Source organism: Nesterenkonia sp. PF2B19, from assembly GCF_001758425.2.
In the GTDB taxonomy this organism is placed as follows: domain Bacteria; phylum Actinomycetota; class Actinomycetes; order Actinomycetales; family Micrococcaceae; genus Nesterenkonia; species Nesterenkonia aethiopica.
Genome location: NZ_MDSS02000080.1, coordinates 1 through 13,076 on the forward strand (window position 1 = coordinate 1; position 13,076 = coordinate 13,076).

A 13,076-nucleotide genomic window follows, 5' to 3' on the forward strand; every position below is an offset into this window, starting at 1 on the left:
TGCTCCGGTGGTGCAGCTGATGGCTTCTGGGGTCGCGGTGCCCTGGGCGTTGGAGGCCCAGCGGCTGCTGGCCGCTGATTGGGGGGTGGCTGCTGATGTCTGGTCAGTGACCTCGTGGAACGAGCTGCGTCGTGAAGCACTGGCGGTACAGGCTTCTGCCATGCTGGATCCATCTCGAGAGCCGCAGACCCCGTTCATCACTGAACAGCTGGCCGGGGCTTCGGGTCCAGTGATCGCGACCACGGATTACTCCACACAGGTCCCGGACCAGATCCGGCAGTTCATCCCGAACAGGTTCGCGACTCTAGGGGCAGATGATTTCGGGTTCTCGGATACCCGGGCTGCCGCGCGTCGGCATTTCCGTATTGATGCTCATTCCATGGTCATCCGTGCTCTGCAGATGCTGGCCGAAGAGAACACCCTGGACCCAGGCCTGGCGGAGGAAGCGATCGAGAAGTACCAGCTCTCTGATCCCAATGCTGGGACCTCGGGGTCCACAGGAGGCGATGCCTGAGCCCAGGATCGAGGGCATTCCCGAGGCGGGCCGCCGACACTGCGTGAGGCGCTCGTCAGGCATGAGTGAGGGCCGCCGTCCCGGCTGGGGCGGCGGCCCTCACTCATGGGCCCGGCAGGTGCTCGCTGAGCACCGCCGAGACGTGCTGCGGAGACATGCTGCGGTGCGGGGCTCTGCTCCCCAGGACGCGGCGGGACGTATCAGCGAGGTCTCGCAGGGAGGTCACGCGGTCCGAGTCCTGGGGAGCAGATCATCACGGGACGTGCAGTCCCCTGCTGCCCGCCCCTGGTCTGGCGGTCAGGGACGGGGAGCAGCGGGTCGGAGGACACTGCTCCGACCCGCCCCTCGCCGAGCCTGAAGCCCGGGCTGACGGGCGGTGATGGCCGGCCGTCGAGGCGTTCTCAGCGACACTGCGGCAGTCGAGGGCCCACCCCGGGAATCCTGCAGATCAGCGGCAGGGCCTGGGCCGCGCGGGCGGGGATGAAGAAGTCCGGGTCGTCGCCGCCGCCGTCGAACGCGGGGGCCGCAGGCGGGACCGCGGAGGCCGCAACGCCGTCGTTCGGGGGCATCGTGGCGCCCGAGGGGGCGTCCTTAGCTGGGCGAGCACTCATCGTGAGCTCCTCTTCAAGGCTCCGAGATTCCAGGATATGGAACAAGAATTCCGCTTTATGACATCAGTATCGGTGCCACGTCCAGGAGAGTCAAGGGGTGCCGGCGGATCAGGTCGGGCGAAGCAGGGGATGTGGCAGCCGGCCGGGGCGCTGAAGAGAGGCGCGCCTGGGGGGCGTGCCTGAGGGGCATGCCGGGAGGGGGATGAGCGGCGTCGCGGAGTGCGGGGGGCGCGTTGTTCGATCGAGCCGGGGCCGGGGCCGGGGCCGGCTGCCGGGATCAGGAGATCCGCAGCTCCTCGGAGATCTCCTGGGCCACGCGGCGCAGCAGCGGCACGGCGCGGTCGGCGAAGGCCTTGTCCACGCGACTGGTGGGGCCGGAGACGGAGATCGCCAGGGGAGTGGGGGCCTCCGGGACGGCCACGGCGAAGCAGCGCACGCCCAGCTCCTGCTCCTGCTCGTCCACGGAGTAGCCCTGGCGGCGGATGGCATCCAGCTCGCGCTCGAGATCCTCCAGCGTGGTGATGCTGTGCTCGGTGTGGCCGGGCATGCCGGCGGTGGTCACGATGCGCCGCGCCTGCTCGGGGTCGAGGGTCGCGAGGATGGCCTTGCCCACGCCGGTGTCGTGGGTGTGGGCGCGGCGGCCGACCTCGGTGAACATGCGCATCTGGTGCGGCGAGGGGACCTGGTCCACGTAGACCACCATGTCGCCGTCGAGGGTGGCCACATTCGCACTCTCGCCCAGCTCCTCCACCAGGGTGCGCAGATGCGGACGGGCGACGGCGCCCAGCTGACGGCTGGCGAGGTCGCCCAGGCGGATCAGTCCGGGGCCGAGGGCGTAGCCTCGATCAGGGAGCTGCCGGACGATGCCGAGGCCGAGCAGCGTCTTCAGGAGGCGATGGATCGTGGGCATGGGCAGGTTCACTGCGGCGGCCAGCTCGCTCAGCGTGGTCTGGCTCCCGAGGAGGCGATGAAGGACAGGAGGTCGAAGGTCCGCTCCACGGACTGGACGCCTCCGCGGGCAGGGCGACGCGCGCTCCGGTCCTGGTCGACGGCGTCCTGCGTGTCCGTGGGGTCAGTGCTCATGGCGTGCGGGCCTTCCATCTCGGGGGCAGTCCAGCTGCCTCGCAACGGCGTCCTGAGGGTCTCGCTCCCACGAGTGTAGTCGGATGTGGGGCTGATCAGGGGCGAGGTGGGCTGTGGTGGCCGGGGCGGTCGACGCACTGCCTCAAGTTCCGTATAGTAGATAATCAAGTCCGTATCGCGGAATACCTATCGAAAGGCAGGATCATGGCGACACCCAGTCCCGGGCATTCCATCACCTACCGTGTGGCGGCGCCCGCCAGCTTCTCCGCATCCACCGATCTCGCCGCGGTCATCGCCGACCACGGCGCGGCCCTGACGGCGCTCGACGTCATCGAGTCCACCCGCTCCGAGCTCGTGGTGGACGTCTCCTGCGACACTCGCGGCCCTGACCACGCCCAGGAGATCGAGCAGGCCCTGGCTGCGCTCGACGGCGTGGACGTCCGGAAGAGCTCCGACCGCACCTTCCTGCTGCACCTCGGCGGCAAGCTCGAGTCGACCCCCACGGTGACCCTGAAGAATCGCGACGACCTCTCGCGCGCGTACACCCCCGGGGTGGCGCGCGTCTGTCAGGCGATCGCCGAGAACCCCGAGGACGCGCGGCGACTGACCATCAAGCGCAACACGGTCGCCGTCGTCACCGACGGGTCCGCCGTGCTCGGACTGGGCAACATCGGCCCCGAAGCCTCCATGCCCGTCATGGAGGGCAAGGCCGTGCTGTTCAAGCAGTTCGCCGACGTCGACGCCTGGCCGGTGGCCCTGGACACTCAGGACACCGAGGAGATCATCGCCGTATGCAAGGCGATCGCCCCGGCCTACGGAGGCATCAACCTGGAGGACATCTCCGCCCCCCGCTGCTTCGAGATCGAGGCCCGGCTGCGGGACGAGCTGGACATCCCGGTCTTCCACGACGACCAGCACGGCACCGCCATCGTCACCCTGGCGGCACTGACCAACGCCCTGAAGGTCGTGGAGAAGCAGCTGAGCGACGTGCGCATCGTGGTCTCCGGAGCCGGGGCGGCCGGACACGCCATCGTGAAGCTCCTGCTGGCCGCCGGAGCCCATGACGTCGTCGTCTGCGGCCGCAGCGGGGCGCTGACCTCGACCCAGGAGCATGCCGACCCGCACCGCGCCTGGCTGGCCCAGCACACCAACCCGCGCGGCGTCACAGGGAGCCTCAAGGAGGCTGTGGTGGGTGCGGATGTGTTCATTGGCGTCTCCGCCCCCGATCTTCTGGATGAGGCCGACATCGCGGCCATGGCCGAGGGGTCGATCGTCTTCGCCATGTCCAACCCGGACCCGGAGGTGGACCCGGCCGCCGCGAGTCGCCATGCGGCCGTCATCGCCACCGGTCGCAGTGACTATCCGAACCAGATCAACAACGTGCTCGCCTTCCCGGGATTCTTCCGCGGCCTGCTCGACGCGCACTGCCACGACATCACCGACGAGATGCTGCGCGTGGCCGCCGAGGCCATTGCGGAGACCATCGCCGATGACGAGCTCAACGCCGGGCACATCATCCCCTCCGTCTTCGACCCGCGGGTGGCGACCAACGTCGCCGAGGCCGTCGCCGGCGTCGCCCGGCAGGAGGCCGGAAGCGCCGAAGGGTCTGCCGACACGGACGACGCCGCCCGGCGCAACGGCCGCACAGCCGCTCCGACCTCCGCGGAGGCCGCACGATGAGTCGCGGCCCCGTGCTCGGCGAGGAGCTGCTCGGCCGCGTCGACGCGCTCCTGGCCGACACCGATCAGATGCTCGAGAACCTGTACCCCGGTGACCGGGGCCGGCGGCAGCCCGTGCACACCGTCTACATCCCCGCCGACACCTGGGCTCCCGGGCTGCTCGCGGACTGGGGAGCGAAGGCGTTGGCCGCGGTCGAGGCGCACGGCGGCATGGAGCAGCTCGCCGAACGGGTCATCCGGCTCTCCGGCGCCGAACCCGGGGACGGCCTTGCCGGCGACGTCGCCGGCCTGGCCCGGGCCGTCACGGAGAAGCTGCGCCAGGACCCCATCGAGGACCTCCGCCTGGACTTCGAAGACGGCTTCGGCCTCCGCGACGACGCCGAGGAGGACCACTGGGCCCAGGAGGCCGCCCGGCGTGTGGCCCGAGGGCTGGACGAGAACGTCACGCCCGGTTGGATCGGCATCCGCTTCCGCTGCCTGGAGGCGGCGACCCGTCGCCGCGGCCTGCGGACCCTGGACCTGTTCCTCACAGAGCTCCACGACGCCGTCGGCGGGCTGCCGGAGGGACTCGTGCTGACCCTGCCCAAGGTGACCACCGCCGACCAGGTGCGTGCCATGGTGCTCGCCGTCGAGGAGCTGGAGAGGCAGCTCGGGATCGACGCCGGCCGGATCGGCTTCGAGATCCAGGTGGAGACCCCGCAGCTGATCCTCGGCCCCGACGGCACCGTTCCGCTGGCCGGCGCCGTCCACGCAGGGCGACGGCGGGTCACGTCCCTGCACTACGGGACCTACGACTACTCGGCCTCCCTGGGGATCGCCGCGGCGCACCAGTCCATGGACCACCCGGCCGCGGACTTCGCCAAGCAGCAGATGCTGCTGGCCGCCGCCGAGACCGGGGTCCACGTCTCCGACGGATCCACCAACATCCTCCCCCTGGGAGACCCGGACAGCGTGGTCGCCGCCTGGGACCTGCACGCCCGACTCGTGCGCCGCCACCTGCAGCGCGGCATCTATCAGGGTTGGGACCTCCACCCCCACCAGCTGCCGACCCGCTTCCTGGCGACCTTTCTGTTCTACCGGGAGGGGTTCGCCGATGCGGCGAGCCGGGTGCGCCGCTACGTGGGCGGAGAGTCCGGTGCCGTGCTGGACGAGCCGGCCACCGCCAAGGCGCTCGCAGGCTACCTGCAGCGCGGGCTGACCTGCGGCGCGGTCACCGAGGACGACGTCGTGGCCGCCACCGGACTCGACGCCGCCGGCCTGCGGCATCTCGCCCGTACCGGACGACCAGCCTGAGGGCTGACCGCGCACCCGTCCCTCGGCCGGAAGAGTCCGGCCGAGGGACGGGTGCGTGAGGCCCGATCGCGGGCCACGATGGACATGCACACCTTCGAGACCATGCACACCTTCGAGACGATGAGGAGCTCACCGATGACGACCAGCAGGACACCGTACTACGCGCCCCACGGCGGTCACCCTCCGCAGACCGACCTGCTCACCGACCGGGCGGTGGTCACCGAGGCCTACACGGTCATCCCCCGCGGAGTCCTGCGTGACATCGTCACCACCGTGCTCCCCGAGTGGCGGGACACCCGATCCTGGGTATTGAACCGCCCGGTGGCCGGCGGCGCGGTGACCTTCTCCCAGACCATCCTCGAGGTGGCCCCGGGCGGCGGCTCGGAGGCTCCGGAGCCGCAGTCCGAGGTGGAGGGCTTCCTGTTCCTCATGGAGGGCGAGGTCGAGGTGGTCATCGCTGGCGAGGCCCACCGCCTCACCCCGGGCGGATTCGCCTTCGTCCCGGCAGGCGAGCAGTGGTCCCTGCGCTCCGTGGGCGACGATGCCGCCCGCCTGCACTGGATCCGCAAGCGGCACCAGCCGCTGGAGGGCCACCGCCCGAAGTCTGTGGTGGGACAGGAGCAGGACATCGAGCCCAGCCCCATGCCGGGCACCGAGGGCCGCTGGCGGACCACACGGATGCTCGACCCGCAGGACCTCGCCTTTGACATGCACGTCAACATTGTGACCTTCGAGCCCGGCGCCTCCATCCCCTTCGCTGAGACCCACGAGATGGAGCATGGGCTCTATGTGCTCGAGGGCAAGGCCGTCTACCGGCTCAACGCCGACTGGGTGGAGGTGCAGGAAGGCGACTACATGTCTCTGCGTGCCTTCTGCCCCCAGGCCTGCTACGCGGGCGGGCCCGGCCCGTTCCGCTACCTGCTCTACAAGGACGTCAACCGGCAGGTGGAGCTCTGAGCGTCGGGCACTGAGGTCAGCGCGCCGAGCGCCGAGCAGAAGAGGGCCGCCGTGGTCGCAGACCGCGGCGGCCCTCTTCTGTGCTTCACATTGAACGAGTGGCCACGGATGACGGGACCTCGGCGTGCTCAGCGGCGTGTCCCGAGGGAGATGCCGGCATCTGTGGGCACTCGGTGGTTGGGCGGCACACAGGAGGCCCCCTCGAGCTCCGTGGGGAGCTCGAGGGGGCCTCCGGCAGATGTTCGCGGGTGGGCCGTCACCGGCTGTCCGCTGCGGGATTCACGGGCGGCTCATCGCCCGGCCGGCCCGTTGTCAGCGGGCACCTGGTCAGGTTCGGCCACTCTCTCAGGCTCCGCATCGTCGTCGCCGGTCTCTGAGGAGCCCTTCGGCGTCGCCTCCCGGGGATCCCGGCCGTTGATGATCATCTGCACCTGGCTGGTGTCGGTGACCTCGCCCCGATCGATCGCCTCCCGGACCTCCTCGACCCTCTCGTCCGGCACCAGAGGGATCTCCTCGCCGTCGCAGTCGACGAACTTCCCGTCGATGAACACGTCACCGTCGCGGAGGTCCCGCAGGTCCGAGGGGGAGAGGATGCGCACCGGCTTGGCGGCGAACACCGAGGGGTTCTCCGAGTTCCCGGCCTTGAGCTCGTTGAACAGGATGTTCAGCAGCACGGCCATGATGGCGGCCGAGGAGATGCCGGAGTGGAAGATGGTCTGGAACCAGGCCGGGAACGAGTGGTAGAAGTCCTCGCGCACCACCGGGATCATCGCGAAGCCCAGGGAGGCGGAGACGATGATCAGGTTCATGTTGCCCTCGTAGGACACGCCCTTCAGGTTGCGGATGCCCGAGCCGGCCACGGTGCCGAAGAGCACGATGCCCGCACCGCCGAGGACCGGCATCGGGATGGCCGCGATGACCTGGCCCAGGATCGGCAGGGCGCCCAGGGCGATCATGATGGCGCCGCCGCCGGCGACCACGTAGCGGCTGCGCACGCCGGTCAGAGCCACCAGGCCCACGTTCTGCGCGAAGGCCGACTGGGTGAAGGAGCCGAAGAGCGGCGCCACGGCGGAGGACAGCATGTCGGCGCGCAGCCCGTCCGCGATGCGGCGGCGGTCCACCGGAGTGTCGATGATCTCGCCGATGGCGATGATGTCGGCCGCGGTCTCGGTCTTGATCACCAGGATCACGATGGTCATGGAGATGATCGCGGCGACGTCGAAGGTCGGCACGCCGAAGCCCATGAAGGAGGGCAGGGCGACCCAGGAGCCGCTGCCGACGTCCGAGAAGTCGGTCATGCCCAGGCCTGCGGCCGCGGCGGTGCCTGCGATCAGGCCCAACAGGATGGACAGCCGGGACAGGGTGGCGGAGCCGACCTTGGAGAACAGCAGGATGATCGCCAGGGTCAGGAAGGCCAGGCCGATGTTGGCCAGTGAGCCGTAGTCGTCGGTGCTCGAGTCACCGCCCATCGCCCAGTTGGCGGCCACCGGGATGAGGGTCAGCCCGATGGCGGTGATCACCGTGCCGGTGACCACTGGAGGGAAGAAGCGGATGATCCGCGCGAAGAACGGCGCCAGGATGAAGCCGATGATGCTGGCGCCGATGATGGCGCCGAAGACCGTGTTGAGGTCGCCGCCGGGTCCGGTGAGGATCGCCAGCATGGTGGCGACGGCGGCGAAGGACACGCCCTGCACGATCGGCAGCTTGGATCCCAGGAAGGGGAGGCCCACGGACTGCAGGATCGTGGCCAGGCCGCCGATGAAGAGGCTGGCCGTGACCAGCAGGGCGGTCTGCTCCCCGGGTAGGCCTGCGGCGCTTCCGATGATGAGCGGGACGGCGATGATTCCGCCGTACATGGTCAGCACGTGCTGCAGGCCGAAGGTCATCAGCTTGCCGACGGGCAGCCATTCGTCCTCGGGCCGGTCAGATCCGGCAGGGAGGGTGCGGCGCTTCTGCGAGCCGGCACCAGTCGTCTTCGACATGGTCGAGGTCACCTCATTCTGCCGCGGGCGGGGCCTGCGCACCCAGGGGCGGGAGAGTGCGAGGTCGGGGTGCGGGGAGAAGACTGGCCCTCCCCGTGCGGCCCGTGCCCAGTGCGGCTTTGGGTATACAACGGATTTCGGTATGCGGTAGGTAGCTTCCGCATCGTGAACGAGTGTAACGCCGCTCACAGGCCCTCCGTCAAGAGTGTGAAGCGGATCAGTCGCGATGTCCATTTGGTAGACCATCGTCTCGCCAGGCCAGGCGTCGATTCGCATCGTCGGCGATTCTCTCGTTGACGCGGGGGCCTCGGTCGCCCTAGTCTGTTTCCACAAGATGGATTCAATCTTCCGCAATCCGAAAGTTGACGGGTTCGAGCGGGAGGCGATCCGGACCGAGCCGTCCACACCGAGCCGTCCATATCGAGGAGGACCCCATGACCAGCGCATTCGCCCACCGCACGCCGACGTCCTACGTGCTGAACTGTTCCACCCTGCTCTCCGAGCTGCCCGTCCTCGAGCGCGCCGCCGCTGCGGCCGCCCACGGTTTCGCCGACGTTGAGTTCTGGTGGCCCTTCGACGGACAGCCCGCGCCGAGCCCCGAGGAGGTCGACGGCTTCGTCGCCTCCCTGGATGAGGCCGGCGTGTCCCTGACCGGGCTGAACTTCTGGGCGGGGAACATGGCGGGCGGCGACCGTGGCATGGTCTCCGTCATCGGCCGGCAGGACGAATTCCGCCGCAACGTGGAGATCACGGCGGAGATCGGTCGCCGCACCGGCTGCCGCGCCTTCAACGCCCTCTACGGCCTTCGGCAGGACGGGCAGGACGCCGAGGCGCAGGACGCCCTGGCCGTGGAGAACCTCGTCCACGCCGCCCGGGCCGTGGAGACCATCGGCGGCATCGTGCTCGTCGAGCCGGTCTCCGGTGCCGAGGCTACCCGCTGAAGACTGCCGCGGACGCGCTCGCCGTCGTCGAGAGGGTCCACGCCGCCGGGGCCGCCAACGTGGCGCTGCTGGCGGACTTCTACCACCTGGCCGTCAACGGCGACGACGTCGCCGCCGTGATCGAGGCCCACGCCGCCTCCTTCGGCCACATCCAGATCGCCGACGCCCCCGGCCGCGGCGCCCCCGGCACGGGCGAGCTGCCGCTGGAGGCCTGGATCGACCGCAGCCGCGAGCTCGGCTACACCGGCCCGATCGCCCTCGAGTACAAGCAGGAGACCGAGACGGCCTTCGACTGGCTCGACGCCGCACCGGTCGACGTCGCCCGCTGAGCCGGGCCCGCAGCAGACACCCCACACCACACGGCCGGGCCGAGCCCCGCCGGACAGGAAGGACACACCACTCATGAGCACGAAGATCGCTTTCATCGGCCTGGGGATCATGGGTCTCCCCATGGCGAAGAACCTCGTCAGCGCCGGCCACCAGGTGACGGGCTACAACCGCTCCCCGGAGAAGGCCGAGCAGCTCGCCCTGGCTGGAGGCGCCGCCGCGTCCTCGGTGGCGGAGGCCGTGCGCGGTGCCGAGGTCATCATCACCATGGTGCCCGACTCCCCGGACGTGGAGGCCGTGATGCTCGACGAGGACGGAGTCCTCGCCCACGCCGAGCCCGGCGCCACCTGGATCGACCACTCGACCATCCGTCCCGACGTCGCCGTGCAGGTCGCTCAGAAGGCCCGCGAGGCGGGGCTCAAGCCCCTGGACGCTCCCGTCTCCGGTGGTGAGCAGGGCGCCATCGACGGCGCGCTGTCCATCATGGTCGGCGGTGAGCAGACAGACTTCGAGGCCGTCCAGGACGTCTTCGAGGGCGTGGGCAAGACGATCGTGCTCGTGGGGCCGGCCGGCTCCGGGCAGACCGTCAAGGCCGCCAACCAGCTGATCGTGGCCGGCAACATCGGGCTGCTGGCCGAGGCCGTCCTCTTCCTGGAGGCCTACGGCGTGGACACCGGCTCCGCCCTGCAGGTCCTCGGCGGAGGTCTGGCCGGCTCCAAGGTGCTGGACCAGAAGGGGCAGAAGATGCTGGACCGCTCCTTCGACCCGGGCTTCCGGCTCGAACTGCATCACAAAGACATGGGGATCGTCACCTCCGCCGCCCGAGAGGCCGGCGTCGTCATCCCCCTGGCCTCCACCGTGGCCCAGCTGATCGCCTCCACCGTCCAGCGGGGCGACGGCGGTCTGGACCACTCCGGCCTGTTCACGGTCCTGGAGGACCTCGGCGGCCGCAACGGCACCACCTCCTGACTCCCGCTGGCTGCTCACCTCCCTGCTGAGCAGCAGCACGGCCTGGACAGCAGCACAGACTGAGCAGCAGCACAGCTGAGCCAGGCCGTCCCTCACCGGCGGACCGCACCGCGGAACGTCGCCCACCAGACACGAGACCTTGAAGGAGCAGCATCATGACCACGATGCGCGCTGTCGACGCCGTCGCCCTGATCCTGGAGAAGGAGGGGGCCACCGAGGCCTTCGGCCTGCCCGGGGCGGCGATCAACCCGCTCTACTCCGCCCTGAAGGCCCACGGAGGGATCCGGCACACGCTGGCCCGCCACGTGGAGGGCGCCTCCCACATGGCCGACGGGTACACCCGTGCCGCGCCCGGCAACATCGGCGTCTGCCTGGGCACCTCGGGCCCGGCCGGGACGGACATGATCACCGGCCTCTACGCCGCCCAGGCGGACTCCCAGCCGATCCTGTGCATCACCGGCCAGGCGCCGGTGGCGGTCCTGGACAAGGAGGACTTCCAGGCGGTGGACATCTCCTCCATCGCCGCGCCGCTGACCAAGATGGCCAAGACGGTGCTGGAGGCCGCCCAGGTCCCCGGCACGTTCCAGAAGGCGTTCCAGCTGATGCGTTCCTCGCGTCCCGGGCCGGTGCTGATCGACCTGCCGCTGGACGTCCAGCAGACGGAGATCGAGTTCGACATCGAGACCTATGAGCCGCTGCCGGTGGTCAAGCCGGCCGCCACGCGGGCTCAGGCGGACCGGGTGCTGGACATGGTCGCCGCCTCGGAGCACCCGATCATCGTCGCCGGGGGCGGGGTCATCAACGCCGACGCCGCGGACAGGCTGGTGGAGCTGGCCGAGCTGCTGGACATCCCGGTCTCGCCCACGCTCATGGCCTGGGGCGCGATCCCGGACGACCACCCGCTGATGTCCGGGATGGTCGGGATCCAGACGCACACCCGATACGGCAACGCGAACTTCCTGGAGTCGGACCTGGTGATCGGCATCGGCAACCGGTGGGCGAACCGCCACACCGGTGCGCTGGACACCTACCGCAAGGGTCGGCGCTTCGTGCACATCGACATCGAGCCCACCCAGATCGGGCGGGTGTTCCCGCCGGACTACAGCATCGTCTCCGACGCCGGCGCAGCCCTGGAGGCCCTGCTGGAGGCGGCCCGCGCCCGGAAGGACGCCCTGCCGGACTTCGCCGAATGGGCCCGCGACTGTGCGGCCCGCAAGGGGACCCTGCACCGCAAGACCAACTTCACCGAGAAGCCGATCAAGCCGCAGCGGGTCTATCAGGAGATGAACTCGGCCTTCGGTCGGGACGTCACCTATGTGACCACGATCGGGCTGAGCCAGATCGCCGGTGCGCAGATGCTGCACGCCTACCACCCGCGGGCCTGGATCAACGCCGGTCAGGCCGGACCGCTGGGGTGGACCGGCCCGGCGGCGCTCGGCGTGGCCCGCGCCCTGCCGGACACCACCGTCGTCGCGCTCTCCGGCGACTACGACTTCCAGTTCATGATCGAGGAGCTGGCCGTCGGCGCCCAGCACCGGCTGCCCTACGTCCACGTGGTGGTCAACAACTCCTACCTGGGCCTGATCCGCCAGTCGCAGCGACCCTTCGACATGGACTACGAGGTCTCCCTGGCCTTCGACAACATCAACGCCACCGGCGAGTCTGCCGGCTACGGAGTCGACCACGTGGCGGTGGCCGAGGGGCTGGGCTGCAAGGCCATCCGTGTGGAGGACCCGGAGCAGATCGGCGACGCCCTGCGGGACGCGGTCGCTCAGGCCGAGGAGCACCGTGTCCCAGTGGTCGTCGAGGTCATCCTCGAACGCGTCACGAACATCGCCATGGGTCCCGCTCTGGATGCGATCAACGAGTTCGAGCCGCTGGCCGAGTGCCCGGAGGACGCCCCCACGGCGCTGACGGCGCTCGCCGCCTCGGAGTGAGATCCATGGCGAGCACCGCTGCCGGGCCGCGGACGTCCACCGTGGTGATCGCCCCGGACACCTTCAAGGGATCACTCGGGGCCGGTGAGGTGGCCCAGGCGCTGGCCTCCGGCATCCGCCGGTCCGCCCCGGGGGCCCGCGTGGTGGAGGTGCCCATGGCCGACGGCGGCGAAGGCACCCTGGATGCGGCGGCCGCCGGCTGGGAGATCGAGGCCCACCGGGTCACCGGGCCGGACGGCCGTCCGGCCCGGGCCCGGCTGGGTCTGAGGACGACGACGGCGGCGCAGCGACCGCCGCCGTCGTCGAACTCGCCGAGGCCTCCGGGCTCCATGACATGGGGCCCGGGGCGGACCCGATGCGGGCCACCAGCCGGGGGACCGGGAGCTGCTGCGCGCGGCTCTGGACCGCGGGGCCGATGAGGTCGTCCTGGCGCTGGGCGGCAGTGCCTGCACCGACGGCGGGGCCGGTATGCTCTCCGCACTGGGCGTCCGACTGCTGGACCGGGCTGGCCGACGCATCCCCGAGGGAGCCGCGGGGCTGAGCGGCCTGGCCTCCGCGGACCTGCGGGAGCTGGATCCGCGGATCGCCCAGACCCGGATCGTCATCGCCGCCGATGTGGATTCACCGCTGACGGGGCCGCACGGGGCCGCGGAGGTGTTCGGCCCGCAGAAGGGCCTCGACGAGCAGCAGGTCCGCTGGGCCTCGCTCGCGCTGCAGCGGGCCGTGCCGGTGCTGGCCGAGGCGGCGTACCGCAGCAGCGGGCCCACCTGGTCCGATCATGTG

The 13,076-nt window shown here is 70.3% G+C and carries 9 protein-coding genes and 3 pseudogenes; 9 read left to right on the top strand and 3 right to left on the bottom strand.

Going from position 1 to position 13,076, the window contains the following annotated elements; genetic code table 11:
* On the top strand, positions 1-514 hold a 514-nt coding region (locus BCY76_RS18315), incomplete at its 5' end, for a transketolase-like TK C-terminal-containing protein (protein ID WP_442935339.1).
* A 401-nt stretch (positions 515-915) separates the two neighbouring features.
* Here the strand turns inward: BCY76_RS18315 and BCY76_RS16005 are convergent.
* Both BCY76_RS16005 and BCY76_RS16010 read right to left on the bottom strand, forming a co-directional pair.
* Positions 916-1,125, bottom strand: coding sequence for a hypothetical protein (locus BCY76_RS16005; RefSeq protein WP_070158346.1), 210 nt, complete (start codon positions 1,123-1,125; stop codon positions 916-918).
* Positions 1,126-1,402: 277 nt separating this feature from the next.
* Positions 1,403-2,208, bottom strand: a pseudogene (locus BCY76_RS16010) (IclR family transcriptional regulator).
* Positions 2,209-2,412: 204 nt separating this feature from the next.
* On the opposite strand from BCY76_RS16010, the gene BCY76_RS16015 reads away from it, so the two are divergent.
* The 3 genes from BCY76_RS16015 to BCY76_RS16025 all read left to right on the top strand — a co-directional run bounded on the left by BCY76_RS16015 (position 2,413) and on the right by BCY76_RS16025 (position 6,137).
* Positions 2,413-3,888 (top strand): NAD-dependent malic enzyme, encoded by a 1,476-nt coding sequence (locus BCY76_RS16015; protein WP_070158345.1) that lies wholly within the window; start codon positions 2,413-2,415, stop codon positions 3,886-3,888.
* Positions 3,885-5,180, top strand: a complete 1,296-nt coding sequence (locus BCY76_RS16020) for a DUF6986 family protein (protein WP_085437911.1) — start codon at positions 3,885-3,887, stop codon at positions 5,178-5,180. The genes BCY76_RS16015 and BCY76_RS16020 overlap by 4 nt, the downstream gene beginning before the upstream one ends.
* Before the next feature lie 135 nt (positions 5,181-5,315).
* Positions 5,316-6,137 (top strand): bifunctional allantoicase/(S)-ureidoglycine aminohydrolase, encoded by an 822-nt coding sequence (locus tag BCY76_RS16025; protein ID WP_070158348.1) that lies wholly within the window; start codon positions 5,316-5,318, stop codon positions 6,135-6,137.
* Between the two features lie 290 nt (positions 6,138-6,427).
* Here the strand turns inward: BCY76_RS16025 and BCY76_RS16030 are convergent, their stop codons facing one another.
* Positions 6,428-8,119: a nucleobase:cation symporter-2 family protein gene (locus BCY76_RS16030; protein ID WP_083277186.1), complete on the bottom strand. Its 1,692-nt coding sequence runs from the start codon at positions 8,117-8,119 to the stop codon at positions 6,428-6,430.
* A gap of 434 nt (positions 8,120-8,553) precedes the next feature.
* Between BCY76_RS16030 and BCY76_RS16035 the strand changes: the two are divergent.
* The 5 genes and pseudogenes from BCY76_RS16035 to BCY76_RS20125 all read left to right on the top strand — a co-directional run.
* Positions 8,554-9,389 (top strand): annotated as a pseudogene (locus tag BCY76_RS16035) (hydroxypyruvate isomerase family protein).
* A gap of 58 nt (positions 9,390-9,447) precedes the next feature.
* Positions 9,448-10,356, top strand: a pseudogene (locus BCY76_RS16040) (2-hydroxy-3-oxopropionate reductase); the annotation flags it as partial.
* A 155-nt stretch (positions 10,357-10,511) separates the two neighbouring features.
* Positions 10,512-12,293, top strand: a complete 1,782-nt coding sequence (gcl, locus tag BCY76_RS16045) for a glyoxylate carboligase (RefSeq protein WP_070158342.1) — start codon at positions 10,512-10,514, stop codon at positions 12,291-12,293.
* A 5-nt stretch (positions 12,294-12,298) separates the two neighbouring features.
* Positions 12,299-12,712 carry a glycerate kinase gene (locus tag BCY76_RS20120; RefSeq protein WP_201791163.1) on the top strand — a complete coding sequence of 138 codons (414 nt, stop codon included), beginning with the start codon at positions 12,299-12,301 and terminating at the stop codon, positions 12,710-12,712.
* A 13-nt stretch (positions 12,713-12,725) separates the two neighbouring features.
* On the top strand, positions 12,726-13,076 hold a 351-nt coding region (locus tag BCY76_RS20125), incomplete at its 3' end, for a glycerate kinase (RefSeq protein ID WP_272896869.1).